This window comes from Alteromonas sp. Mac1, assembly GCF_001562125.1.
GTDB lineage: Bacteria > Pseudomonadota > Gammaproteobacteria > Enterobacterales > Alteromonadaceae > Alteromonas > Alteromonas stellipolaris.
On record NZ_CP013932.1, the window covers coordinates 3,180,290 to 3,206,781 of the forward strand.

General features: G+C 42.8%; 25 protein-coding genes. 15 read left to right on the plus strand and 10 right to left on the minus strand.

Annotated features, from left to right (window positions below):
• Nucleotides 1-3: 3 nt before the first annotated feature.
• From secD to AV939_RS13640, 5 genes are all read right to left on the minus strand, one after another.
• Entirely contained in the window at nucleotides 4-1,851 is a 1,848-nt protein-coding gene (gene secD / locus AV939_RS13620) for a protein translocase subunit SecD (protein ID WP_057790555.1), read from the minus strand.
• A gap of 55 nt (nucleotides 1,852-1,906) precedes the next feature.
• Nucleotides 1,907-2,245, minus strand: a complete 339-nt coding sequence (gene yajC / locus AV939_RS13625) for a preprotein translocase subunit YajC (RefSeq protein WP_013783253.1) — start codon at nucleotides 2,243-2,245, stop codon at nucleotides 1,907-1,909.
• Nucleotides 2,246-2,269: 24 nt separating this feature from the next.
• Entirely contained in the window at nucleotides 2,270-3,382 is a 1,113-nt protein-coding gene (gene tgt / locus AV939_RS13630) for a tRNA guanosine(34) transglycosylase Tgt (protein ID WP_057790553.1), read from the minus strand.
• A 177-nt stretch (nucleotides 3,383-3,559) separates the two neighbouring features.
• On the minus strand, nucleotides 3,560-4,624 hold the full coding sequence (gene queA / locus AV939_RS13635; protein ID WP_057790551.1) for a tRNA preQ1(34) S-adenosylmethionine ribosyltransferase-isomerase QueA: 1,065 nt from the start codon (nucleotides 4,622-4,624) through the stop codon (nucleotides 3,560-3,562).
• A gap of 379 nt (nucleotides 4,625-5,003) precedes the next feature.
• Nucleotides 5,004-5,270 carry a DUF6471 domain-containing protein gene (locus AV939_RS13640; RefSeq protein WP_057790549.1) on the minus strand — a complete coding sequence of 89 codons (267 nt, stop codon included), beginning with the start codon at nucleotides 5,268-5,270 and terminating at the stop codon, nucleotides 5,004-5,006.
• Nucleotides 5,271-5,453: 183 nt separating this feature from the next.
• On the opposite strand from AV939_RS13640, the gene AV939_RS13645 reads away from it, so the two are divergent.
• From AV939_RS13645 to AV939_RS13685, 9 genes are all read left to right on the plus strand, one after another.
• Nucleotides 5,454-5,843: a DUF2170 family protein gene (locus AV939_RS13645; RefSeq protein ID WP_057790547.1), complete on the plus strand. Its 390-nt coding sequence runs from the start codon at nucleotides 5,454-5,456 to the stop codon at nucleotides 5,841-5,843.
• 23 nt (nucleotides 5,844-5,866) lie between these two features.
• Nucleotides 5,867-6,547, plus strand: a complete 681-nt coding sequence (locus AV939_RS13650) for a PspA/IM30 family protein (protein WP_057790545.1) — start codon at nucleotides 5,867-5,869, stop codon at nucleotides 6,545-6,547.
• A gap of 103 nt (nucleotides 6,548-6,650) precedes the next feature.
• Nucleotides 6,651-7,706, plus strand: coding sequence for a potassium channel family protein (locus AV939_RS13655; RefSeq protein ID WP_057790543.1), 1,056 nt, complete (start codon nucleotides 6,651-6,653; stop codon nucleotides 7,704-7,706).
• 14 nt (nucleotides 7,707-7,720) lie between these two features.
• Nucleotides 7,721-8,365 carry a YjfK family protein gene (locus tag AV939_RS13660; protein ID WP_057790541.1) on the plus strand — a complete coding sequence of 215 codons (645 nt, stop codon included), beginning with the start codon at nucleotides 7,721-7,723 and terminating at the stop codon, nucleotides 8,363-8,365.
• Between the two features lie 29 nt (nucleotides 8,366-8,394).
• Nucleotides 8,395-8,811 (plus strand): DUF350 domain-containing protein, encoded by a 417-nt coding sequence (locus tag AV939_RS13665; RefSeq protein ID WP_057790539.1) that lies wholly within the window; start codon nucleotides 8,395-8,397, stop codon nucleotides 8,809-8,811.
• 9 nt (nucleotides 8,812-8,820) lie between these two features.
• Nucleotides 8,821-9,498 carry a DUF1190 family protein gene (locus AV939_RS13670; protein ID WP_171008982.1) on the plus strand — a complete coding sequence of 226 codons (678 nt, stop codon included), beginning with the start codon at nucleotides 8,821-8,823 and terminating at the stop codon, nucleotides 9,496-9,498.
• A 3-nt stretch (nucleotides 9,499-9,501) separates the two neighbouring features.
• Nucleotides 9,502-10,683, plus strand: coding sequence for a glutathionylspermidine synthase family protein (locus AV939_RS13675; RefSeq protein ID WP_057790536.1), 1,182 nt, complete (start codon nucleotides 9,502-9,504; stop codon nucleotides 10,681-10,683).
• Between the two features lie 94 nt (nucleotides 10,684-10,777).
• On the plus strand, nucleotides 10,778-11,317 hold the full coding sequence (locus tag AV939_RS13680) for a rhomboid family intramembrane serine protease (RefSeq protein WP_057790534.1): 540 nt from the start codon (nucleotides 10,778-10,780) through the stop codon (nucleotides 11,315-11,317).
• Nucleotides 11,318-11,380: 63 nt separating this feature from the next.
• Nucleotides 11,381-12,079 (plus strand): VC0807 family protein, encoded by a 699-nt coding sequence (locus tag AV939_RS13685; RefSeq protein ID WP_057790532.1) that lies wholly within the window; start codon nucleotides 11,381-11,383, stop codon nucleotides 12,077-12,079.
• Here AV939_RS13685 and glsB read toward each other — a convergent pair.
• From glsB to AV939_RS13700, 3 genes are all read right to left on the minus strand, one after another.
• Nucleotides 12,073-12,981: a glutaminase B gene (gene glsB, locus AV939_RS13690; RefSeq protein ID WP_057790530.1), complete on the minus strand. Its 909-nt coding sequence runs from the start codon at nucleotides 12,979-12,981 to the stop codon at nucleotides 12,073-12,075. The two genes, AV939_RS13685 and glsB, sit on opposite strands and share 7 nt — an antisense overlap.
• Nucleotides 12,982-13,004: 23 nt before the next feature.
• The gene (locus tag AV939_RS13695; RefSeq protein WP_057790528.1) at nucleotides 13,005-14,465 is read right to left on the minus strand and encodes an alkaline phosphatase; all 1,461 of its coding nucleotides are present in this window, start codon (nucleotides 14,463-14,465) and stop codon (nucleotides 13,005-13,007) included.
• 247 nt (nucleotides 14,466-14,712) lie between these two features.
• Nucleotides 14,713-15,666, minus strand: coding sequence for a chemotaxis protein CheV (locus AV939_RS13700; RefSeq protein ID WP_057790526.1), 954 nt, complete (start codon nucleotides 15,664-15,666; stop codon nucleotides 14,713-14,715).
• Between the two features lie 401 nt (nucleotides 15,667-16,067).
• Here AV939_RS13700 and AV939_RS13705 point away from each other — a divergent pair, with 401 nt between their 5' ends.
• From AV939_RS13705 to AV939_RS13720, 4 genes are all read left to right on the plus strand, one after another.
• Nucleotides 16,068-17,663, plus strand: coding sequence for an isocitrate lyase (locus tag AV939_RS13705; RefSeq protein WP_057790524.1), 1,596 nt, complete (start codon nucleotides 16,068-16,070; stop codon nucleotides 17,661-17,663).
• A gap of 258 nt (nucleotides 17,664-17,921) precedes the next feature.
• Nucleotides 17,922-18,866: a LysR family transcriptional regulator gene (locus AV939_RS13710; RefSeq protein WP_057790522.1), complete on the plus strand. Its 945-nt coding sequence runs from the start codon at nucleotides 17,922-17,924 to the stop codon at nucleotides 18,864-18,866.
• Between the two features lie 154 nt (nucleotides 18,867-19,020).
• Nucleotides 19,021-21,198 (plus strand): malate synthase G, encoded by a 2,178-nt coding sequence (locus AV939_RS13715; protein ID WP_057790520.1) that lies wholly within the window; start codon nucleotides 19,021-19,023, stop codon nucleotides 21,196-21,198.
• Nucleotides 21,199-21,546: 348 nt separating this feature from the next.
• Nucleotides 21,547-22,428, plus strand: a complete 882-nt coding sequence (locus tag AV939_RS13720; RefSeq protein ID WP_057790517.1) for a patatin-like phospholipase family protein — start codon at nucleotides 21,547-21,549, stop codon at nucleotides 22,426-22,428.
• Between the two features lie 21 nt (nucleotides 22,429-22,449).
• On the opposite strand, the gene AV939_RS13725 is transcribed toward AV939_RS13720, so the two are convergent.
• On the minus strand, nucleotides 22,450-23,466 hold the full coding sequence (locus AV939_RS13725; RefSeq protein ID WP_057790515.1) for an NAD-dependent epimerase: 1,017 nt from the start codon (nucleotides 23,464-23,466) through the stop codon (nucleotides 22,450-22,452).
• Between the two features lie 14 nt (nucleotides 23,467-23,480).
• The gene (locus AV939_RS13730) at nucleotides 23,481-24,260 is read right to left on the minus strand and encodes a S1 family peptidase (RefSeq protein ID WP_231518087.1); all 780 of its coding nucleotides are present in this window, start codon (nucleotides 24,258-24,260) and stop codon (nucleotides 23,481-23,483) included.
• 214 nt (nucleotides 24,261-24,474) lie between these two features.
• Here AV939_RS13730 and AV939_RS13735 point away from each other — a divergent pair, with 214 nt between their 5' ends.
• Nucleotides 24,475-25,395, plus strand: a complete 921-nt coding sequence (locus tag AV939_RS13735) for a PEP-CTERM/exosortase system-associated acyltransferase (protein WP_082746059.1) — start codon at nucleotides 24,475-24,477, stop codon at nucleotides 25,393-25,395.
• A gap of 64 nt (nucleotides 25,396-25,459) precedes the next feature.
• Nucleotides 25,460-26,362 (plus strand): PEP-CTERM sorting domain-containing protein, encoded by a 903-nt coding sequence (locus tag AV939_RS13740; protein WP_057790511.1) that lies wholly within the window; start codon nucleotides 25,460-25,462, stop codon nucleotides 26,360-26,362.
• Nucleotides 26,363-26,492: the final 130 nt, after the last annotated feature.

Genomic DNA, 26,492 nt, shown 5'->3' on the forward strand with positions numbered 1-26,492 from the left:
CTCCTATATCGCTAATTTCTGTACATTACGTCGACCGCCCCACACTGCGTTAACGATAACGCGTGTCAGTAAAATAGCAGTAAACATAGAGGTAGCAATACCAATCATTAGCGTAATAGAGAAGCCTTTAATTGGACCGGTTCCTACAGCGAACAGAATAAGACCCGCAATAAACGTGGTGATGTTAGCATCTAAAATGGTAGAGAACGCGCTGTCATAGCCATGATGAATAGCTTGTTGAGGGCTTCTTCCATCACGCAACTCTTCTCGAATTCGCTCGAAAATAAGCACGTTAGCATCTACCGCCATACCAACGGTAAGTACAATACCTGCCATACCGGGTAAGGTTAGCGTAGCACCAGGGATCATCGACATAATACCCACAATCATCACTAAGTTCGTGATAAGTGCAATGTTTGCCACAATACCAAAAGCTTTGTAGTAAATAAGCATAAATACCAGAACCGCTAACAAACCATACACAATAGCTTGCGTACCAAGTTCAATATTCTCTTTACCTAAGCTTGGCCCTACCGTGCGCTCTTCAACAATTTGAATAGGGGCAATCAATGCACCGGCGCGAAGTAGTAAAGCTAAATCGCGGGCTTCTTTTGGAGAATCAAGGCCGGTAATTTGAAATTTACTGCCCAGCTGAGCTCGGATGGTGGCAACAGAGATAACTTGCTCATGCTTTTCAAAGATAAGCTTGTCGTCTTTATTACGCTCGCCATTTGACTTGTATTCAATAAACACCGTGGCCATTGGTTTGCCAATGTTGCCGCGGGTCGAGCGAGACATTTTATTGCCGCCCTCTGAATCAAGAGAAATATTAACGTTAGGTAAACCGTACTCATCTACGCCACTGTTGGCATCGATAATATGACTACCCGTAAGCATGATGCGTTTTTCAAGCAACTGAGGAATACCTTGCTGGTCTTCAATAACCTGAGAGCCCGCTGGTACGCGGCCATTTAATGCATCACGTACATCGTTTTTCTGATCAACCATTCTAAATTCTAGCGTTGCCGTTGCATTTAGAATTTCTTTTGCACGAGCGGTGTCTTGAATACCTGGAAGTTGCACAACAATACGGTCGGCACCTTGCTTTTGAACCAAAGGCTCAGCAACACCTAATTGGTTAACCCGGTTACGAATGATCGTTATGTTTTGCTTAACCGCGTTCTCGCGAATCTCTTGAAGTTTAGCTTCAGAAAATACTGCACGAAGCACTAAGTCATCAGTTTGGCTTAGCGTAAGGTCGCGATTTTGGTTACGTAAGAAAAACTCTGCTTTATCAAGCGTTTCTTCATCACGGAAGGTGATTTCTACGTAATCTTCTTTTTGCGTAACACCACGATAACGAATGCCTTCTTCACGCAAAGAAGTACGAAAACCGCTTTCAGCATCTTCCAATGACTTGGTGATCACTTCGGTCATGTCCACTTCCATTAAGAAATGAACGCCACCACGTAAATCCAAACCGAGCTTCATTGGCGTGCCACCTAACCCTTCAAGCCATTCTGGCGTATCAGGTGCTAAGTTCATTGCCACAAAATAATCGTCACCTAATGCATCTTCCAATGCTTCACGGGCAACTAATTGAGTGTCTGAATCTGAGATGCGAACGAGAATCTGCTCATCTTCGAATTCGATGCGCTTAGGAGTAATACCTTTTGCCGCCAACGTAGACTCAACTTGGCCTACCATTGACTCGGTTACAACAGCGTCACGGCCTGCAGAAATCTGCACAGCGTGATCTTCACCGTAGATATTGGGAAGTGCATAAAGTGCGCATAGTCCAATGACAATAAGCGTACTTAGCACTTTCCAGATTGAATTTTTATTTAGCACTGGATAGTTCCTTTCGTGCCAGTACCGGGAAGGTCCCGGCCCCGGCGTTTGTCAATTACAGCGACTTCATAGTGCCTTTTGGCAACACTGCTGTTACAGACGACTTCTGTACAACAATGTTGTTCGTGTCGTTAAGAGAGATTTCGATGAAATCTTTGTCGTCAGACACTTTGGTAATACGACCAACAATGCCACCTTGTGTTAGCACTTCATCGCCTTTACCCAGTGAGGTAACTAAGTTTTTATGCTCTTTTACACGCTTCGCTTGAGGGCGATAAAGTAAGAAGTAAAAGATTAAACCGAATACGGCCAACATGATGATCATTTCCATGCCACCGCCTTGTGCAGCGCCACCAGAAGCTTGCGCGTGTGCGCTTGAGATAAATAGGCTCATAAAATTCCCCAATTATTTTCGTTGTTATAGTGCCGGAACCGGCATATTTTTTTGTTCATAAAAAGTGTGTACGAAATCATCCAGCGAGTCTGCTTCAATAGCATCGCGAAGGCCTTGCATAACACGTTGGTAGTAACGAAGGTTATGGATGGTGTTTAAACGCGCACCCAAAATCTCATTACACTTATCTAAATGATGTAGATAAGAGCGAGAATAGTTTTTACAAGTGTAACAGTCACAATTTCCATCAAGAGGCGACGTATCATTGCGGTGTACCGCATTACGAATTTTTACTACCCCATCGGTAACAAACAAGTGACCATTTCTAGCGTTACGGGTTGGCATAACGCAATCGAACATATCGATACCACGGCGCACCGCTTCTACGATATCTTCTGGCTTACCCACGCCCATTAAATAACGAGGTTTGTCTTCTGGAATTTGCGGCGCGGTATGATCGATAATGCGGATCATATCTTCTTTAGGTTCACCAACTGATAAGCCACCAATGGCATATCCGTCGAAGCCAATAGCTTCAAGTCCAGCTAGCGATACATCACGCAGACCTTCGTACATACCACCTTGAATGATACCAAACAAAGCAGCAGGGCTATCGCCATGAGATTCTTTGCTTCGCTTCGCCCAACGCAGAGACATTTCCATGGATACTCGCGCTTCTTGCTCAGTCGCAGGATAAGGCGTGCACTCATCAAAAATCATCACGATGTCAGAGCCTAGGTCACGTTGCACTTCCATCGACTTTTCTGGCGTAAGTAAAATCTTCTCACCGTTAATTGGCGAGCGGAAGGTTACCCCTTCTTCGGTAATTTTACGTAAATCACCTAAGCTAAACACTTGGAAACCACCTGAATCAGTAAGGATTGGCTTGTCCCAATGCATAAAGTCATGCAAGTCGCCATGCTGGCGGATAACACCAGTACCTGGACGCAACATTAAGTGGAACGTATTGCCAAGGCAAATATGTGCACCACTGTCTTCTAATTCTTCAGGGGTCATCCCTTTTACTGTGCCGTAGGTACCCACTGGCATAAATGCTGGGGTTTCTACCACACCACGATCAAAAACCAGACGCCCGCGTCTGGCTTTACCATCGGTTTTCAACAACTCAAATTGCATGTAAAGCGTTCCCAATTAGGTGCGCACTCTGGCGCTGGGTCAAACGAAATTGTGGGCGATTATACCAGTTATTCTTCTGAGATCATGCCCAATACGCATGTTTATCGTTGAGATAAAGAAATAGGGCGGTCATCCTCTGCCCTATTCCCTAAAATATCGTTTTTGTTATGGCTTTAATCAGGCTTTTTCGATAAACATACTGTCGCCGTAACTAAAGAATCGATACTCCTTCTCGATAGCTTCTTGATACGCATTCATAACATTCTCCCTGCCAGCAAAAGCACTTATTAGCATCATAAGTGTCGATTCAGGCAAATGAAAATTAGTGAACATGGCATCGACGACTTTGAAGGTAAAACCTGGGTAGATAAAAATTTCGGTATCGGAATGAAAAGGCGCAATCACAGGGCTTTCTCCCGCATTATTTTCTATTGCCTGCTCTGCACTGGCTTTTGCCGCAGATTCTAATGAACGTACCGATGTCGTGCCTACCGCAATAACCCGCTTGCCGTTGGCTTTGGTTGTCAATACGGCATCTACCACGTCTTGGGATACTTCGGCGTACTCGGCATGCATTTTATGCTCTTCAATATTCTCCACTCTTACAGGCTGGAAAGTACCTGCCCCAACATGCAAGGTAACAAAGGCTAAATTAACGCCTTTTGCTTTCAGCGCAGCTAGCATATCGTCATCAAAGTGTAAGCCCGCGGTAGGTGCTGCAACTGCCCCTGGCGTTTCGTTGTAAACCGTTTGGTAGCGCTCTTTATCGGTGGATTCATCAGGGCGGTCAATATAGGGTGGCAATGGCATGTGACCATACTGCTCTAACAACGAAAGTGCTGTTTCGTCATGGTCGAAGCGCAGTAAGAACAAGGCATCATCACGTCCTTCAACCGATATATTTACATGATCTTCTAGCAATAAACGGGTACCAGGCTTTGGTGCTTTACTGGCTCGCACATGCGCAAGAGCGGTGTGCTCGGTTAAAATACGTTCTATAAGCACTTCAACTTGCCCGCCGGTTTCTTTCTTACCTAACAGGCGAGCAGGAATTACCCGAGTGTTATTAAATACCAGAAGGTCACCCTCTTCAACTAACGACAGCATGTCGTTAAACATAGAATGAGTAACAGCGCCCGACTTACCATTCAACTGAAGTAAACGGCTTGCCGTTCTGTCTTCTGTTGGGTACTTGGCAATAAGGTTTTCTGGAAGTGTGAAGCGATAATCTGATAATTTCATATGTACTATTTAAAAACGCTAAAATTGAACTAAAGAATTAAGACAAAAGTTGAATATTAAGTAAATTTAAGTTTCATGCACTTTGGCATTTTTAACCAAAATACAATTTCACCCACTCACCCAACCTCTTATTTTTATTAGCCTAAAGTAGCCATGTATAATTTGCCATACCTACTTATAGAACCCAATACGGTTAAATATCAAACAAAGATAGAAGAAAAAACCTTAAACGGTTAAGATTCAGCCCAGATAGTGATGATGTTCTCCCTTAACATTCCTTATCTTAGACCCGACACTTGTCGGGTTTTTTTTCGCCTGTCGATTGCTACCGACTTCCCGAGCGAACTTTTCACTTCATATCTTTTTGAGATAAAGTATTTTACCTGTTTGTATCGTCAAGATCAGTTAAGATTTCTTCGATTAACGCCGCATCTACTGCTCGCGCTTTAAGTACGTATAATATTTGTACTAACAAATCTGCGCCCATAATGCCTTTATTCACTTTGTTCCTCAGATTATCAGCACTTTGTTCTATGCCAATGTCGGCTAAACGCATGCTGAGCGCTTGATATTTTACTCCACGCACAGACATTTCAGACTTAACGAGTCGTGCTACGGTTTGTCGCCATGCATTTTTAGCACTCAAATTAACACCCCATTTGTGACGTATAGTTTACAAAAACACACTTTTTTACACATTTAAAGCGCATTCGTTGTTGACGATTATGGCATAATCGGTCTACACTGCAAGTCAAGAATATTGGCGAGTGCGTAATTTGTGGTTACAGTGGCACTCGACATTATCGCTTCAATCGAAAAGGAGAACTGTATGAGTTGGGATCTAGAGAGCATCGAATCTTTGTTTAAAGGGCACGATGACTTTGTGGTGACGCGTGAGGAAAACTGTTTACTCATTGCGAATCAAGACGGTATAGACGCGTGGCTAGCTATAAGCGGCGAGCAAATTTTAGTAGAAACCTTATTGTTTGCTTCATCTGAAGTGAAAAACAAAGCGGCTTTAGATCACGAGATTTTATCTACCCACATGCTGTTCCCATTAACCACGGTAGGCATTTCGACTGTTGGTGACGAAGAGTACTACGTTGCCTTTGGTGCCCTCAGTGCACAGTCGAAGTCAGAAAGTATTGTGATTGAAGTAGAAACACTGTTTCAGAACGTCGCATCATTTTTAGATGCCTACGAAACACACCTTAGTTAATATTTACTTCGAAGGAGAAGCGAATGTCAGTTTGGAAAAAATTAGTTACTGCAGTAAAGGGTGGTGCCAACGAAGCGGCACAGTCGGTAGTAGATAGCCAAGCTATCCGTATTCTGGAGCAAGAAATCAGAGAAGCTAAAGAAGAGTTACGTAAATCTGATCATGCAAGAACGCAGATTTTAGCGAAATGTAAGTTGTCTCAACAAAAAGTAGATAGCTTTAATTCATCCATTGCTGAATATGAAGCGCATGCACGAAAAGCCATTGATAACGATCGCCAGTTAGCCCTGGATTGTGCTCAGAAAGTGTCTGAATTGAAAGAAGAACAAGCGCAAGAACAAGCGTATCTTGATCAGTTCCAACAATCAGAGAAGCAATTGGCACAGAATATCCAACAAGCAAAAGCGAACTTGCGCCGTTTAGAGCAGCAAGTGGATATGGTGAAAGCCACTGAAAGTGTACAAAAAGCGCAAGTTGCTGTTTCATCTCGCCACATGGGCGCGAACAGCAAAATGAAAACCGCAACGGAATCGCTTTCACGCATTCAAGATAAGCAGAAGATGCGTAACGCTGAACTTCAAGCGGCAGAAGAACTTGCCACTGAAGAGTCGAGCAGCGATTTAGAAAAGCGCCTCTCAGAAGCCGGTATTAAAGGGGGCAAAACCTCAGCCGATGATGAGCTTGCTCGTATTTTAGGCAAATAAAGTAATATTTAACGGGAGCTTAGGCTCCCGCTTTGTCTTTTATAGACATCTCCCCCGCTTAAAGGCACAGTTAAGAAAAGACAAACAAAGGTTGTTTCTCGCTATGTCTCAATGGACAAAACTGCGCAAAATAATGTTGCAGTATTTCGCCGAGTCTCGTTGGTACACCATTTTAGGCGCAACTGCTTTTTATGGGGTCAGTAGTTATTGGCTTTTATATGCTGCCAATGAAAATGCGTTAATTGCACAAGCAGACTTTATTTATTGGTTAGCAGTCACTGCATCTACCGTTGGTTATGGCGACTTATCGCCCAACACATCAGCGGGCAAACTCATCGTTGCATTTTACGTTATACCGCTAGGACTCAGTATTTTTGCCATGGTGATTGGCCGAATTGCAGCTTGGGTATCTGGACAATGGAGAAAAGGGGTAATGGGCATGACAAGCCTTCACGTTAGTAAACATATTTTAGTGATTGGTTGGAATGAACAGCGCACCATGCTGCTGCTCAATTTATTACTGCAAGAACGAGAAGACATGACCGAGCGGCCTGACATTGTCTTGTGTGTAAAAGCCGACATTACCAACCCCATGCCCGGCATCATTGAGTTTGTAAAAGTAGACTCGTTTAATAAAGATGATGATATGGACAGAGCCTGTATAGATTCAGCGCAAACTATTTTGATCGACAATCCGCAAGACGATGTGACCATGACCACCGCACTGTATTGTTCAAAGCGAAATCCACAAGCCCATCAAGTGGCTTATTTTAACGATGATAGCCTAGTCGGTTTACTACAAGAGCATTGCCCGAAAGTGGAATGCACACCCAGTGTGGCCGTTGAAATGCTAGCCAAAGCAGCGTTTGACCCAGGCTCTAGTATGCTGCATCACGACTTACTTAGCGTTGATGAAGGCCAAGCCCAATTTTCAGTAAAAATTCCTAGCGATAGCCCAAGTATTTCAGTCGCCAAATTATTTATGAACTTAAAGCGTCGACACGATGCCATATTCATTGGTTACGCCCCTGGCGGACAAGTTAAAGAGATGGTGGTGAACCCACCATTAGAGTCGACGTTAGCACCAGGCGATACCTTATTTTACATTGCCGACAGGCGTATCAATGCTATTAACTGGCCATCGTTAGACGCCGAATAGCACAGGAGTGTATTGTGTTTAGTAAATTATTTAAGAAAAAAGCGCCCGAGAAACCTAAAGCCCCAGAAGTGATGGGCTTATACCTAGGTGGTTCATTCGAGCTAGATAATTTAAAGCTGTCGCTACTAGAGCCATCGCTCACGATAGAAGGCGCTGCACGTTCACAACTTATTCAAGCCGTTGGCGAAGCCCCGCTTGATACAGGCGGTACTTTACTGCGTTTTTACACTGATGATGACGCTTTTCTGCAGGTTGTGTTAGATGGCGGGCTTACAGAAAACCATATAACAGACGTGAAGCTATGGCATTTTTATAGCACTGAAACCATTGGCAGTGAGCAACAATGGAAATCATGCGTTAATACCCTGATTAGCCAACCGACTTATACCCTTGATGGCAAAGTATTTAAACGAGTTTGGGAAGCGGTAGGGGCTGAATCACCGCCTGTGGCAGTGACAGAAACCACCTACGAAGAAGATGAAGATATCAGCACAACTGATCAGTTTATGATGCTCTACGAACGAGAGATAGAAAATGATAGAGTGGAGTCATTACTGGTGGCGGGTGAAGAAAAGATAGTGGGAAGTAATTTTGACCGCTGCCTAGTTATTTCCACTGGGTTTGATGTAGAGCCCGCAGACATTACGATAAACGGTTAACCGACATATAAAAAAGGTAAGGACGTTCTATGGACACTATTATGGACTCATTGGCAGGATTAGATAACTTTGCGGTGTATTTCGGCCTCTCAATTGTTTTCTTATTCGTCTTCAAACTTGTGTATGCCTTAGTTACCCCTCACGATGAGTGGAAACTGGTAAAAGAAGAGAAAAACGTAGCAGCTGCCATTGGTTTTGGCGGCGCGATTGTGGGTTTTGCCATTGCACTTGCTAGCGCAGCGACTCACTCAGTCGCCATTGTCGATTTCATTATTTGGGCTGTTGTCGCTATTATCGCGCAATCGTTAGCCTTTGCATTATTACGCTTCACTTTTATGCCTAAGATTGCACAGCGTATTAACGAAAATGAAGTCTCTGCAGGCGTAATGCTAGCCAGTATGTCTATTGCAGTGGGTTTATTAAATGCGGCATGCATGACCTATTAAGGGGGATCCATGACAAATTCTAATAAATCACAGGCCGAACAAGACGAAATGATGGATAGCCAATCAGGTGTAGCCACCAGCCGTAAACGTAGCTCAGGTATCAACCTTTCTCGTATGCGCAAAAGTTACGCGTTAAAGCCTCTGGCTATTGGTATTGCCAGTGTTTTTTTGAGTGCTTGCGGTGAAGAGAAACAAGACGCACAAATTTATACTTCATTGGAAGACTGTAAGCGAGATTTCCCTGATGCGGTAGAACGCTGTGATGCAGCTTATAAAACCGCGACAGAAGAAGCGATGCGCACCAGCCCTCGCTTCAATAGCGAATACGATTGTGAGTACGAATTTGGAGCCAACCAATGTCGTACGGTAAATACCAATTCGGGTAGTGTATTTATGCCCTTCATGGCCGGCTTCATGGTGAGCCAGTTATTATCACCAAATCGCTATTATTCACAGCCGCTCTATACCTCATATTCCCCCTACTCTTCTTATCGTTCTCGTTGGGTTACCGCCGATGGTAACGTCTTTAGTGGTGATATTCGCAAACGCAATTACAAAGTGGGCTCAGATACACTAAAACCTAAACCTACGGTAAACCGCACCATGAAACGCGGCGGTTTCGGTAGCAGTGTTAGGGCAAAATCGTCGTGGGGAAGTAGCTCACGCAAAGGAAGTTGGGGCGGGTAAGCCATGTTTAGAATGCCATGCCAGCCACGCAAAGGTTGGCAGCAATTGGCCGGCGAATTTGGGTTCCACTTTCATACTATGTATGGCGAACCCTACTGGGATGAGCGCGCCTACTATCAATTTACTCTTTCTCAGATTGAAAAAGACATTGAAGATCCCACCGCAGAGCTTCATCAAATGTGCTTAGCTGTGGTTGATGATGTGGTTAATAGTGAGCAGTTACTCACCCGCTTTTCTATTCCTGAAGCCCACTGGGATTTAGTGAAAGACAGTTGGCGCAACCGCGACCCTAGCTTGTACTCCCGCCTAGATTTAGTTTATTCCGGCAAGGGCCCCGCAAAACTTCTTGAGAACAACGCCGATACGCCCACCAGCTTGTACGAGTCAGGCTTTTGGCAATGGCTGTGGTTAGAACAGCAAGTGAATGCGGGTGTATTAGCACGAAATGCAGATCAGTTTAATAGCTTGCAAGAAAAGTTAGTGTTTCGCTTTGGTGAAATAGCCCAGCATTATCAAGTGAATCAAATGCACTTTTCTTGCTGCAAAGACACAGAAGAAGATCGCGGTACGGTGCAGTATTTACAAGACTGCGCCCAAGAAGCCGGTATTAAAAGCGACTTTGTTTTTATTGAAGATATTGGTTTGGCAGATACTGGCGTATTTACCGACCTTGCCAATGCCCCCATTACCGATTGCTTTAAGCTCTATCCTTGGGAGTTTATTTTACGAGAAGAGTTCGGTAATGCCCTCGCCGATGCGAAAGTAAATTGGTTAGAGCCTGCGTGGAAGTCTATTATTTCAAACAAAGCATTACTGCCTTTGTTGTGGCAGAAATTTAAAGGCCATCCTAATTTACTGCCTGCCTATTTCGCCGACGATATTCCACATAATATCCCTCATGATGCGATACATGGTGGAAAGTGGGTGAAAAAGCCGTTATTTTCAAGAGAAGGCGCGAATATTTCATTGATTGAAAATGGAAAGGAATCGGAATTAAGTCCTGGCCCGTATGGAGAAGAAGGGTTTATTGTGCAAGCTTTTCACCCCCTCCCTGTGTTTGATGGAAACCATACACTCATCGGTAGTTGGTTGGTAGATGACATGCCTGCAGGTATTTCGGTACGCGAAGACAGCAATGCGATTACGCAAGACTTGTCTCGATATCTACCCCATATCATCTTGTAATCAAGCAACTAAACTTTATTGCTTGATGAGCTTAATTGCCACCAATACTACCGCGCTAGACAAAGTGTGATAATGAAGGAATAAAATACTGTTTATGAAGCCACTGTCTTTTCAACTTCGCGTGTTACTTACCTTAGGCGCATTTCTCATTGTCATTGAGATAGTGAACTTAGTAACTGGAAACAGCTTAAATCAGTTTGGTGTATATCCACGCTCGTTGTCTCACTTGCCCTTTATCTTCACAGCCCCCTTCTTACACGGTACGCCGTCGCATTTAATGGCTAACTTTATCCCTTTGTTATTGTTTATGTGGCTTACCATGCAGTGGGGAAAGCGCACCTTCCTCATCGCCACCGCAAGTGCATTGATTATTGGCGGCCTGGGCGTGTGGATTTTTGGTCGTAGCGCTATGCATATTGGCGCAAGTGGTATGGTTTACGGCTACTTCGGCTTCTTAGTTTTAGCCGGCTTTAAAAGCAAAAAAATCAAATACCTACTTATTTCTATTATTGTTGCCATCGTTTATGGCGGAATGTTGGTAGGTATATTGCCAACCTCTAGGTTTATTTCATTTGAATATCATCTATTTGGCTTTTTAGGTGGGTTATTTGCCGCTTGGCACTGGGCACGCTGAATGGATGCCGTATAATTGTAGTCCATTAAACAGTGCGGCTAATAAGAGAAAGATAAAGGCGTTATGGCAGAAGTACAATCTCAGCAAAAAAATCAGGGCTTTTTCGGCAACCTTGCTTTCAACATTATTATACCCGTGGTGTTAATGAGCTATGCTAGCTCTGAAGACTATTTAGGCCCAGAATGGAGTATCGTCGCAGCACTCGCTTTCCCCATAGGTTACGGACTATGGGATTTAAAAGAATCAGGCAAAGTAAACGGATTTTCTGTTTTAGGTATTATCAGTGTATTGCTGACTGGCGGCTTTAGTTTGTTAAAACTACCTGCCGAGTATATTGCCATTAAAGAAGCGGCTATTCCTGCTGCTATTGGTTTAGCAGTATTAATCACCCAATACACTGAAAAGCCGCTGGTCAAAATGCTGATCTTAAACGACCAAATTATAAACTGGCCTCACTTGAACCGCGTACTTGATGAACAAAACAAACAGGCTTTGTTTAAACGCAAAGTCGCAGTAAGTTCATACATTGTGGCCAGCTCGTTCTTTTTATCTTCCGCCTTAAACTATATTTTGGCTAAAGTGATTTTAGTAAGCGAGCCAGGCACTACGGCGTATACCGAAGAGCTAGGCCGAATGACTGCGTTGAGCTACCCAGTCATTGTTATCCCTAGCATGATTTTGCTTATTACTGCATTATGGTATTTATTCAGCCAGATTAAGAAGATCACTGGCGAAGAGTTGGATGATTTTATTAATCAGTAAACCGACCAATTAATGCGCTTGCTCAATGAAGTAAGCGCAGCAACACCTAAATGGGAATTCCCTACCGCGTTTAGCGCAGGAGAGAACACACAAATAGAAAAGCGACCAGGTACTACGGCAATCACTCCCCCGCCAACCCCGCTTTTCCCCGGTAAGCCAACCTTAAAGGCAAAACTCCCCGCTTCGTCATACATACCGCTTGTAGCTAACAATGCGTTCACTTGACGGTTTTGGTCTGGGCTTAGTACCTGTTCATCGGCACAAATAGAGTAGCCTCTATTAGCTAAAAAGTTTGTGGCGCGCGCTAAATCAACACAACTCATTTCCAATGCGCAGTTGTTAAAGTAGCTATGCAATACATCTTCAACTTCATTTTCGAAATTGTTGTAGGCTTTCATTAAATAGGCCATTGCTGCATTTCTAGCTCGGTGCTCAAATTCAGAGTCAGCAACCACTTTATTGGCAAAAATATTATCGTTGCAGGATAGGCGCCTAACAAAATCTCGCATACCAATATGAGGTGAGGCGAAACGAGACTGTGTCATGTCACTAACCACTAATGCCCCCGCATTAATAAACGGGTTTCGTGGTATACCATCTTCATACTCCAACTGCACTAGCGAGTTAAAAGGCAGACCCGACGGTTCACAGCCCACCCGTTCCCACATATCTTCGCCATAGTGATTCATAGCAAGCACTAAGTTGAAAACTTTGGATATACTTTGAATAGAAAAAGGCACGTCGGCATCACCAATTGATGTAATGCGCCCTTCTATATCACAAATGGCAATGCCAAATTGATGAGGGTCTACACTGGCTAGCGCAGGAATATAGTCTGCGACTTTCCCCTCTCCTAGCATAGGTTTTACTTCATCAAAAATGGCTTCTAACAGTTCAAGCATTAGCGCAGTATTCCTTTATTTTTTTAATCACAACGCCAATTTTCTTTAAAGTCACAACTTGTGTTGGTCGCGTCTTTTTTATCAGTTGCTTTTATTAACTCAACATTTGTTGAGATACCTTGGGTAGTCGTATTACGTTTATCAATGAAGTTAAAAATCTTCTTAGCGATATCCGTATTGTCTATTTGCCCCATAAAATCACTATGCCCAGCGCCGAACGCGAATACTTCTACATCGACACCGGTATGACCTGATGTTGTCCAGCCTGTATTGGTTTTATTGTCTAAAAATACTTTCAAGGCATTAAAGCGCGCTTTTACATCTTGCTGCGCAATGCTGTCGAACGTGGCAATTTCTTCATCGGTAACATCAAAACCAAAAGTCGTTGCAACATATTCACCTGGATTATCTTGCTCAACCATATTCTTGGCTATAGTACCCAGTGACGCTTGCAGATTATTTAAATACTCTGGGCTCCAGCTATAGTCACCTCTAGCACCTATGGTTAAACCGCCAGTACTGTGATCAGCCGTTAAAACAACCAAGGTATCTGGGTGCGCTTGCACATAAGTCTTTAAGAATTCTATGGTGTAGGCGAGGTCTTGCATTTCAGCCATCGCCGATGCGATATCATTGGCGTGACCCGCCCAGTCTACTTGGCTGGCTTCAATCAACAAGAAGTACCCATTGTCGTTTTCTAGGTGCTTGATTGCATGTTCTGTTAAGTATTTAAGGCGATTGTCGCGGCTGTCGTCCAGCATGGCAGGTAAAGCTACCGGTGCAAATAAGCCCAATACATTGCTGCCTTTAGGCACAGTAGCTAAACGGTTGTAGGTATCAGTATATTCATAACCGGCATCGATGAACTCACCAATGATATTGCGATCTTCGCGTTCAAAATAATCAGTACCGCCACCTAGCATTACATCAGCAACAAGCTCACCATTTACGCGCACATCGAAAAAATCGTCGGCGATGGCATTGTAGTTCTGACGACTTTCGTTGTGTGCAATATAAGCCGCTGGCGTAGCGTGAACAATTTGTGAGGTAACCGCTAAACCTGTCCGCATGCCTTTCAATTTGGCGTAATACATAACCGATTTAACCGGCTTTTTATCTACATCAACGCCAACTGCACCGTTATAAGATTTCACACCAGACGCTAATGCGGTGGCCGCAGCAGCTGAATCGGTTACAAAACCTGATACTGGAGCTGGGTAAGTGGATGCATTACCCATCAGAATATCATCGAATACTACCGCATCTACTTCAGGGGTATTTTTATCATCAACATAGTTACGGTAAGCCGTAGTGAAAGCAGGCCCCATTCCATCAGCGACCACCATGATAATATTTTTAGGTGCTGAGTTTTGCGCGACTGTCTTTTGCGCACTTTCATTTGATGTAGAGCCACACCCAGACAATACACAAAGCGAGCCGCATAGTGTTAAGGTGGTTAATAGTTTGCGTTTACTATAAATCATGAAACTTCCCTGAGAACTAAAAAAGCGCCATATATCAAAAAACGAGGGCGCGGACGACCCTCATCCTAAATGGGTCGCATTTAAGAATTGTGTCATTTCACACATTGCACAAAATATTCACCAGAAGATGGCGAGAATGTTGAACATGCTTATTATTGAAGGCGTTAGTGTAAGGCAGACCTGCCCTTTTCTCAAAGTATTAAGGGTAAATAGCGTAGACAGGGGGTTAATGTCTTTTGAGGAATAACTAATTTTCTGAGAGGAAGTCTCGAAGTCGTTGTTGGGCTACTTCGACAAGCATATCGGGTTGGAATTTGGATATAAACCGGTCGCAGCCTACCTTTTCAACCATAGCATCATTAAAGCTGCCGCTTAATGAGGTGTTTAGCGTTATGAAGAGATCTTGCATTCTGGGGTCATTTCGTACTTCCGATGTTAATCTATAGCCATCCATCTCTGGCATTTCAGCATCGGTAAACATCATCAATATTTCATCACTGGGGCGCTTACCTGCATCCGCCCACTCTTGAAGTAAGGCTAATGCCTCAGCACCATTTTTTCGCTCAATGATGGTTATTCCTAATTGCTCTAGCGTGTCTCTAACTTGTTTTCTTGCCGTGCTTGAATCATCAACAATCAGTACTTTTTTGTCTTTAAAGTGATTAACGATGTCTTTATCAAGCACTTTGTCGGAAATAGAGATATCGTAATCAATGATCTCGGCAAGTACTTTTTCCACATCAATAATTTCAACAATCTCTTTTTTACCTTGTACTTCAACTTGTGTGATGGCAGTAAGGTAATTAGTTTTACCCATTCCACTGGGCGGCGGCTGGATAGTATCCCAAGACGTATTCACAATGTTCATTACTTTACCAATAATGAAACCCTGAACAGTTCGGTTGTACTCTGTAATGATAACGTTATGTGCATCGCTACCTATTGAACCGCCGCGCATTTTAATCGCCTGACGTATATCAATGATAGGAATGGCACTGCCTCGATAGTTCATCACACCTTTAAGGTTTTGGTGAGAACCAGGCATGCTATTAAATTTAGGAATGTTGATAACTTCTTTGATTTTGAAAACATTCATAGCAAAGATGTGACGAGAACCCAACTGAAACATCAGCAATTCAAGCCTATTTTCACCCACTAGCTTAGTGCGCTGATCAACTGAGGAAAGGACGCCGTTACTCATCGTTACTCACTTTAATTCTCTAAATCAATTATTCGGAATGCCTGTTGCCATTTGCTGAAATACAGCCAAGTGTCAAAAGAATTTACACGTCCTGCAATCAGAAACCTATTATCAATTATGCTAATAACCCGCCTAATTTTTATTCTTCACAGTAAAAGCTAGTCCACAAATCACGTTCTTACGAATATTAGTGAACATCGATGCTAGGTAAGTACCGACTCTCGATACTTTTCAAAACTTCTCACCACCTCAAATATTCACATCATGAATGATGGCAATCCAAATTATACACTTTTATTATTTTGATTGCCGCACTAGGATGAAGTGGAAGCTTAAGAGAACGCACCAATGCGAATTCTCAAAACAACATTTGAAAACAATTATAGTAGGGAGAAACGCTCATGTCGCAGTATCAAACAGATATTGATAACTTCGCCACGTTAAAAGCAGCACAAAAAGGTGCTTGGGAAGGCATTAGCCCTGAGTACGCTGCTAGAATGAAAATCCAAAACCGGTTCAAGACTGGGTTAGACATTGCGCGTTACACTGCTGCTATCATGCGAAAAGACATGGCAGATTATGATGCTGACACGGCTCAATACACTCAGTCTTTAGGTTGCTGGCACGGTTTTGTAGGTCAACAGAAAATGTTGGCAGTGAAAAAACACCAAGGTACTACTGATAAGAGCTACTTATATCTTTCAGGCTGGATGGTAGCCGCCCTTCGCTCTGAATTCGGACCTCTTCCAGATCAATCAATGCATGAAAAAACGACCGTTTCTTCACTCATTGAAGAGTTATACACTTTCTTGCGTCAAGCGGACGCTCGTGAGTTAGGCGACTTGTTCCATAAGCTAGATGATGCGAAAGCCAATGGCGGCGATACAGCTGCTATTCAAAGCCAGATTGATAACTACGAAACACATGTAGTACCGATTATTGCCGATATCGACGCGGGCTTCGGAAACGAAGAAGCTACTTACTTGCTTGCTAAGCAAATGATTGAAGCCGGTGCTTGCTGTATTCAAATTGAAAACCAAGTTTCTGATGCAAAGCAGTGTGGACACCAAGATGGTAAAGTAACAGTTCCACATGAAGACTTCCTAGCTAAAATTAATGCGGTTCGTTATGCATTCTTGGAGCTTGGCGTAGATGATGGCGTTATTGTTGCTCGTACCGATTCACTAGGTGCTGGTCTAACACAGAAAATCCCCGTATCAACCTCTGAAAGCGACCTTGCGGCTCAGTACAACGCATTCTTAAAAACAACACCAGTTAACGGTGCTGACGACTTATCTGAAGGCGACCTTGTATTGAAGCAAGGTGGACAATTAGTGAAGCCTGAGCGCTTACCTAATGGTTTGTTCCGCTTTAAAGACAACTCTGGTTTCGACCGCGTAGTACTAGACTGTATAACATCACTTAAACACGGCGCAGACTTGTTGTGGATTGAAACTGAAAAGCCTCACGTTGGTCAGATTGCTGAAATGGTTAATGCCATTCGTAAAGAAGTGCCAAACGCGAAATTAGTTTATAACAACTCTCCTTCATTCAACTGGACACTGAACTTCCGCCAGCAAGTATTTGATACTTGGGCAGAAGAAGGTAAAGATGTTTCTGCATACGATCGTGCTAAGTTGATGAGCGAAGAGTACGATACAACTGAACTAGCCACTACAGCTGATGAAAAAATCAAGAGCTTCCAAGCAGATGCTGCACGTGAAGCGGGTATCTTCCATCACCTTATTACACTACCGACTTACCACACTACGGCATTGTCTACTGACAACTTGGCTAAAGGCTACTTTGGTGAAGAAGGTATGCTGGCTTATGTTCGCGGTGTTCAGCGCAAAGAAATTCGCCAAGGCCTTGCGTGCGTTAAACACCAAGCAATGGCAGGTTCAGATTTAGGTGATACACACAAAGAGTACTTCTCTGGTGAAGGTGCACTTAAAGCTTCTGGTGATGATAACACCATGAACCAGTTCGACGTTTAAACACAAAGTATCCCAACTTTGTTCAAAGGCACCTTCGGGTGCCTTTTTTTATTATTCAGCGAATTTATCTGAATTTACCATGTCGCAAAATTTTGGACGTTATGGCCAAATTAGCACTATAAATATAATTAAATATATTTTTCAGTAGCTTAAGCATTTTACGCTTTTTAAACGTAAGACCAAAAGCGTATCTGACAGCAGATTAAAAAGGCTTTATAATAGCCCTGTCTAATTGAGTTTATTAAGAGCATTACAATAATGAATATAGCGAAGGTCGACTTAAATTTACTGGTATATTTAGATGTTTTACTGCGCGAAGGCAGTGTAACAAAAGCGGCCAATCAGCTAAGTATTACGCAACCTGCAATGAGCAATGGGCTTAAGCGTTTACGTGACTTGTTTAAAGACCCATTATTGGTGCGCACCAGCGACGGAATGACGCCAACAAAACGAGCATTGGAACTTCAACCTACCATTCGTGACGTACTAAGTCGGCTTGAAAGTTCAATTCAACCTGAAACCGATTTTGATCCGCTGACTAGCGAACGTACCTTTCGTATCATGACCAGTGACTATGCTGAAAGCACTTTATTGCTTGAGCTAGTAGGTCGGTTAGCTGACCTGGCGCCTAATATCACATTAGATTTAATCACCCCTAGTGACGTAACCTTCCATGATGTAGAGCAAGGCAAGGTCGATATGGCTATTAACCGCTTTGAAGAGCTGCCCTTGTCTTTTCATCAAAAAGTGATTTGGTACGATACCTTTAGCTGTGTGATGAGTTCAGACCACCCGCTCGTAGCAAAGTGCGACTTAGACAGTTATTTAAACGCTCAACATATTTGGGTAAGTAAAACCGGCTTTGGTGTTGGTGTAGGTATTGACCCAACGGAAGTACAGAAGCTAGGTTGGGTAGACGCTGAGCTAACCAAAATCGGCAAACAGCGTGCTATTAGAGTGTTTACGCGCCATTACCACGCCGCATTACAAATAGCGAAAACGCAAAAGCTTATAGCCACCTTACCAAGCAAAGCGGCAAAGTTATTCAAAGACGATCCTAGCGTTGTGGTGAAAGAACCACCGTTTGATATTCCCCCTATTGCGTTAAAAATGGCGTGGAGTGCGCTACTGCATCATGATGCTGGGCACATTTGGTTACGCCGTTTGATTAGTGATGTAGCAAATGAAATGAGTGACAGCTAGAGCACCATATTGCTTCACGCTATTACGATTTCACATGTGAATACTAATTGCACACAAACATTCACTGGAGAAATGGCAAAGATAGGAACCATAAATTAAAAAACTGCCTCTATACTCTCTACACTAGAGCTACAGAAAATGTATAGAGGTAGTTATGCAAAATTATATTACACGAGGCCGTTTACAGGTTGCTGAGCAACTCGATGACTTCATCAACCAACAGGCAATGCCAGGCACTGGTGTTCAGCCAGACGCATTTTGGCAAGGTGCAGAAGCCCTCTTTTCAGAATTTGTTCCTCAAAATCGTGCCCTGCTAGAAAAACGAGAACAACTCCAACTCGCTATCGATAACTATCACAAAGCAGGAAACCCCGCTTTCGGTGAGCAGTACATTACTTTCCTAAAAGAAATTGGTTATCTAGTAGAACAGCCTGAAACGGTGCAAGCCGATACCACAAACGTGGATGCAGAAATTGCTACCATGGCTGGCCCTCAATTAGTGGTACCAATTAACAACGCCCGCTATGCATTAAATGCTGTTAATGCCCGCTGGGGTAGTTTGTACGATGCTTTGTATGGCACTGATGTTATTAGCGATGAGAACGGGGCAGAACCCGGCAAAAACTATAACCCTGTGCGTGGCGAGAAAGTGGTAGCGAAAGCGAAAGCCTACTTAGACAATATGCTTCCACTTGCGAAGGGAAGTCACGCAGATGTTACCGGTTATAAAATTGAAACCGGCAAATTAGCGATTTCGTTAACCGATGGTGACATCACCACACTTGCAAACACCGAGCAATGGCAAGGTTACCAAGGTGATATAACTGCTCCCACTGCGCTGTTGTTTATTCACAACGGCCTGCACTTTGAAATTCAGATAGATATTACTAGCCCTATTGGTAAAACTGACGCCGCTGGTGTGAAAGATGTGTTAATTGAAGCCGCGCTCACTACCATTATGGATTGCGAAGACTCAGTCGCCGCTGTTGATGCCGAAGACAAAACCCTGGTGTACAGCAACTGGCTGGGGCTAATGAAAGGCTCTTTAAGCATTGAAATGAACAAAGGTGGCAAAACCATCGTTCGCGCCATGCATGAAGATAGAGTGTACTCGCCTTCAAAACATGTAACGAACCAGGAGCAATTGTCTTTATCCGCGCGTAGCCTTATGTTTGTGCGTAACGTAGGTCATCTAATGACAAACGACGCTATGCTATTTGATGGTGAGCCAGTACCAGAAGGTATTATGGACGGTTTAGTGACTTCGCTCATCGCCAAGCATGATTTACTGAATAATAGCCCATTCCAAAATTCTCGTCATGGCAGCATTTATATTGTTAAACCCAAAATGCATGGCCCTGAAGAAGTGGCCTTTTCTGATGCCCTATTTGCCAAGATTGAAACCGTTATCAATGTGCCTAAAAACACATTGAAAATGGGTATCATGGATGAAGAACGCCGCACCAGCGTTAACTTAGATGCCTGTATCAATGCTGCGAAGTCTCGTGTTGTATTTATTAATACCGGCTTCTTAGACAGAACAGGCGATGAAATTCATACGTCTATGCTTGCAGGAGCCTTCGCCGAGAAAGCGACCCTTAAGACCATGCCTTGGATTAAAGCGTATGAAACCGCAAATGTAGCGGTCGGCCTTCGCTGTGGTCTTTCTGGTAAGGCACAAATTGGTAAAGGCATGTGGCCTATTCCCGATGAAATGCAAAATATGATGGATGCCAAAATTGGACATCCAAAATCTGGCGCGAATACCGCTTGGGTTCCCTCACCTACCGCTGCCACTTTGCACGCTCTGCATTACCATGATGTAAATGTTTTCGACATTCAAAAAGGATTAAATGAGCGTTTCTCAGGCCTTAACGATATCTTGACTATTCCGCTGCTAGAAAGCAAAGATTCACTATCAGCCGATACCATACAGCGCGAAATAGATAACAATGTGCAAGGTATATTAGGTTATGTGGTCCGTTGGGTGCATCAAGGTGTAGGCTGCTCTAAAGTGCCAGATATTAACAACGTTGGACTGATGGAAGACAGGGCCACACTACGTATTTCATCACAGCATATTGCAAATTGGCTTGAGCACGGCATTGTAAGTGCAGCGCAAGTTGATGAATCACTTCGCCGTATGGCAAAGCTAGTGGATGAGCAAAATGCTGGCGACGCAGAATATATCCCCATGATGCCGGACTTAGATAGCTCAATTGGTTTCTTAGCCGCTAGCGATCTTATCTTTAAAGGGAAGGAACAGCCAAGTGGTTATACAGAGCCATTACTGCACGCGAGACGCCGTGAGATGAAGGCGAAATTAGTCTAGCGAAATTGATCAGGCGAAATTAGTCTAGCGAAATTGATCAGGCTAAATTAGCCGAGTTAACACAATGGTGTATTCGTTGTCGTTATTTCTATGGCTACGCCAGTAAAAAAGCAATGTCGAGCTTAGCTAACTTATCATTAAGGTTAGTTAAGTTCGCCATTTTTACCGATTTATCCCCACCTTGTTTTTATCGCTACAAATACATTCTAAGACACGACTATCTTGCACATTCAGCGCTGCTAACATGAGTGCTTAATCACTTGTTAAGTAAACATACTAGTACACCAATAAAGTGGCAGGCTCGGCTAACTCTACTACGCTTTTACTATAATCACTGGAGTTAAAAACATGCAGGTAACTTCATCGGTACCCGTTGCTAAGGTACCCGCTTCCATCGTGCCTATTTTGTCGGGCGGGGGCACACGGCTTAGTGCCCATATAGGCATACTTAAAGCGCTTAAAGATTTAAATGTAGAAATTAACACCCTCGTGGGCGTCTCTGGGGGCTCAATTATTGCGGCGATGTACGCCAAAGGTCATAGCATTGAAGAGATGCGTGAATTAGTCATCGCCACCGACTTCAAACAGTTTACTGCTTTTTCTGTATGGCGGTTGTTGCGAGAAGGCGGGTTGTCGTCGGGCGATCATTTCGAACGCTGGATTGATGATAAGCTTGAAGGCATTACTTTTGCCGACCTTCCTATCGCGCTTACTATTTTAGCAACCGATGTAAACGGTGGCGGCCCTGTATTGTTTGGAAAGGACAATACCCCCGACATGAAGGTGTCAGAAGCCGTGCGTTATTCAATGTCTATCCCTCTACTCTTTTCCTTTAAACCTTTCAAAGAACACTTATTGGTAGACGGCGCGATATTATCAGAAGATGCTTTGTTTGAAGATTGGCAACATGATGGCACGCCTACAGTATGCTTTCGACTTCAAAGTGCTATTCAAAAACGCAAAATAATTAAGAAAGGGGTACTGCTTCTGCCACAGTATTTATCTATGTTGATACGTACCTTTATGACCGCAATATCTAGGGAATATATCAACGCGAAATACTGGCATAACACGGTAGTCATTAATACGGGAGAAATTTCAGCGGTAGACTTTGCGTTAACCGCTGAAATGAAGAACCATTTGTTTGAACTTGGTTACGAAACCACTAAAGAATTTCTTCCCAAAAAGTGCGCCGCTTTTCAATCTTTCAAAGTGGCTTCTACTGGCTAGAAATTACTTTAGACAGGCTTTCTAGATGTTATAAAAATCTTTGTACCAATCGACGAAGTTTTTAACACCTACATCGATAGACGTAGACGGTTTATAGCCTGTGTCATTAACTAATGATGATACATCGGCATAGGTATCTGGAACATCTCCAGGTTGCAATGGTAAAAGCTCTTTATTCGCTTCAACACCCAGTGACGCTTCTAAGGTTTCGATAAATTTAAGCAAATGCACAGGTGTTTGTGCACCAATGTTATAAACCTTATAAGGCGCTTTACTAGAGCTAGGATCTGGTGCACTCGCATCCCAGCTTTCGTTTGGCTTCGCTACGTTATCAAGTGAGCGAATTACCCCTTCAACGATATCATCAATGTAGGTGAAGTCTCGTCTGTGGTTACCGAAGTTGTAAACTTGAATGGTTTTACCTTCTAATATGGCCTTAGTAAATTTAAATAGCGCCATATCAGGGCGCCCCCAAGGGCCATATACGGTGAAGAAGCGTAATCCAGTGGTAGGAAGGTTATATAGATGGCTGTAGGTATGCGCCATGAGCTCGTTCGCTTTTTTCGACGCTGCGTATAAGCTTACTTGGTGATCGACATTATGCTGTTCTGAGAACGGCATTGTTTCATTGGCACCATAAACAGAACTTGATGATGCATAAACCAAGTGACCTACTTTATTATGGCGACATCCCTCAAGGATGTTCATGAAGCCAACTAAGTTGGCATCTACATAAGCATTAGGGTTTTCAATTGAATACCGTACCCCAGCCTGCGCTGCTAAATGCACCACTTTATCGAACTTTTGGTCTTCGAATAAGGCTGCCATTTCAGGGCGATCTTCAACACCCATCTTAATAAATGTAAAGCGTTCCCCTGCCGCTGAGTTTTGAACTTGCTCAAGCCTGGCATGTTTAAGCGCGACATCGTAATAATCGTTAATGTTGTCAATCCCAACAACATCGTCACCGCGATTAATTAAATATTGAGAAACGGCCGCACCAATGAAGCCTGCAGCGCCGGTAACCAGAATTTTCATAAAAGTCCTATTTTCTATTTTTCCATTTCACGCTTTAACAGTGCATGAACGTGCTCAATTGGAATAGCATAAGAAATGCCTGAAGGATGCGTTAACGCACTTTCTTTACTGTCTCTAACGTAAACTTTATTGATGACCGCGAACACCTCCCCTGTTTCAACATTAACAACAGGGCTACCTGAGTTTCCTGGATAAGCGGTCACATCTAATTGATAAATCAAGTCTGGATTCTTAAGTCTATCAAGACTTTTCGCAGTAAGCGATCTCGCATTATTAGAAGGCATGTAATCAGGCGTAATCGTCGCCACTATGCCTTTATGGACAGCAGGGAACAATCCTAATGCTCCTCCCAATGGATAACCAAAAATAGCAAGCTCCGTGCCGGCATCAACTAAGGTGTTATTGGCTAATTTAAACGAAGGGAAAGGATTATTAACCTTTAATAATGCTAAATCATGTTTTTCATCAATGGCCAGTATTTCTACTTTATCAAAGCGTACTTGTTTGCCATCTGGCAACATCACAACAAAGTGTTCGACTATAGTAGGGTCTAGCTCTTCGTCAACAACGTGGTAGTTTGTAACAACGTGTTTGCCATCACCAACAACAAAGCCTGTGCCTTTTATTTGAGGTGTTGTGTGTTTCAAAGGGCTATGCAACCCAATGGCCACCGTAGATTTTACCGAGCTTTTAGTCAGCTCAACGAGATTTTTTGCTAGTGCTTGTGCCGATAAAATACAAGCCATTATGAATACGCATAGCACTAAAGCTCTACTTTTTGAGTCTGTTTTCACGATGCACCTTTTGGTTAATCGATATCAATGTAGACATCAGGAAAGATATAACTAACAGTTTCACTTATATTTACTAATAAATACAACTACAAAAATAATACGTTCATAATATTAGGAATACAATCTATACTGCTTAGACGTTGCACTGCTTAGGTTGCAGATACCTTTATAGCCTTTCTGGATGTATGGTCTTTATAAATAGGTACGAATTAACATGCAAAAAAGGAAATTAATTTCTACGATCCAAACTATATTTGGAAAAAAAAGTAGAATATCAAAAGCATTAAGTGGATATCAAAAGTTACAAGAGGTCAGAGAAATCTCTTCGCACTTTTCTGCGTATTTAACACCACTTGTCGCAAGCAATAAGGATTTAAAAGAACAATCTTACGGCATTAGACATCAAGTCTATTGCGTAGAAGAAGGCTTTGAACCAGAAAGAGAATCAAAACTAGAGATTGACGAGTTTGATGCTTACTCTACAGCTTGCATGATTGAACATAAAAAGACACATCGTTTTGCTGGTACAGTTCGACTCGTTCGCCCGCAAAAAGAAGATGAATTATTACCTATTGAAAAATATTGCCCCTCTTCGATAACCCATCCAGAACTTAACCCGGCAAATTTCAAGCGTAGCGAAATTTGTGAAGTATCGAGATTAGCAGTACCTGAAGAATTTCGCCGTCGTAAAAGCGATAAGTTTGATGGTGCATCTACAGGTGTGATCAATACATCGACGTACTCGGAAACTGAACTTCGATGTTTTCCTTTTATTGCTATTGGGCTTTACTTAGCGGCAGCGTCAATATCAATTAATTCAGGTATTAAGCACACTTATGTAATGATGGAGCCACGTCTAGCTCGTTCAATGCGCTTCATTGGGATAAAATTCGAACAAATTGGTCCTGTTGTGGATTACCACGGAAAACGTGCCGCTTATTACATAACGCCCGAGATGCTACATAAAAACCTACCAAAAGGCTTTGCTGCTATGTTTAAGCATATTCAAGCCTCACTTGGGCATAATGTTGAGAATAATGATATTTCCGCTAAAAACGCCGATAGAATTGTCGAGTTTATTTACAGATCTTTTTCGACCAATTTTATTAGTCAACAAAATCAACAGCTTAAATAGTGGCACGCTAACTGCTTTGTAAAAATGCAATATTTAGATCGCTGCATACTTACGGAGAGCAGAAATGAAAAAGTTACTACTTACAACGATTACAGCTGCGGGTTTAGTGCTTAGTGGACAAGCCGCAGCTACCCCTTTTTATCTTGATTTATCTGACGATGCGACTGTTAATCCTTTAGGTCCTATCGAACAGCTTGATCTTTCTTACGATTCATACACTGAAGTAAACCTTGTTACCAACGAAGTTTCAACACGCGCTGGTACATCGTTAATCGGTTACGATTTCGGCGGTGTATTAACATCTCCAGTTTATGACGACTTCGCTGACATGGTTTTAGATGGTACTGCTATCCAAAACACTTTCACTTACACGCCTTCACCAGGTGGTTTAGGTGTTGATTTCACTACGTTCCCTTTTTCTCAAACACGTTTATCGTTTGATCTTGCATTAGAAGGCGATTTGGTTTCTGGTGTTGGTGTTGATTACACTGGCGGTTCTCTTGACATTTATGCTTACGATGTTTCTGACCCATTCAACCAAGCTTCAGGTACTTCGTTCCTAAGCGGCCCTGTTTTGTTGATGAGCACTATGTTCAGCTACAGCAGCATTAACATTGGTGAGCAAGTTGTAGAAAGTTTAGTGACGGATTCAAGCTTAACTGCTGCAGGCGAAGAAGTATTTTACTTTTCTAATGTTGCAGGCACAGTATTTACTTCTTTCCAACAGTATATTGAAGATACATTGACTGATATCGTATTGAGTGCTGCGCAAACAGTTTCTATCGATGAGTTAGAAGCTAACATTCTTGCACCTTTAGCAGTAAGCGCTGACGGTAGCACTGTTTTAGTATCTGATGACCACACTGCTGCAGTTACTTTCCAAGTGGCTGAGCCATCAACAGTTGCTGTATTCGGCCTTGGCCTTATGAGCATGTTTGGTTTTGCTCGCAGACGTCGTCAAAAATAAAATTTTGATTACAATGTAATCTATTTAAAAACCGCTCTTTATTGAGCGGTTTTTTTTTAAACATTTAATCCAGATATACACACTCTATACCGATTTAATTGTTCATATTATCTTGTATATTTATTCTGAT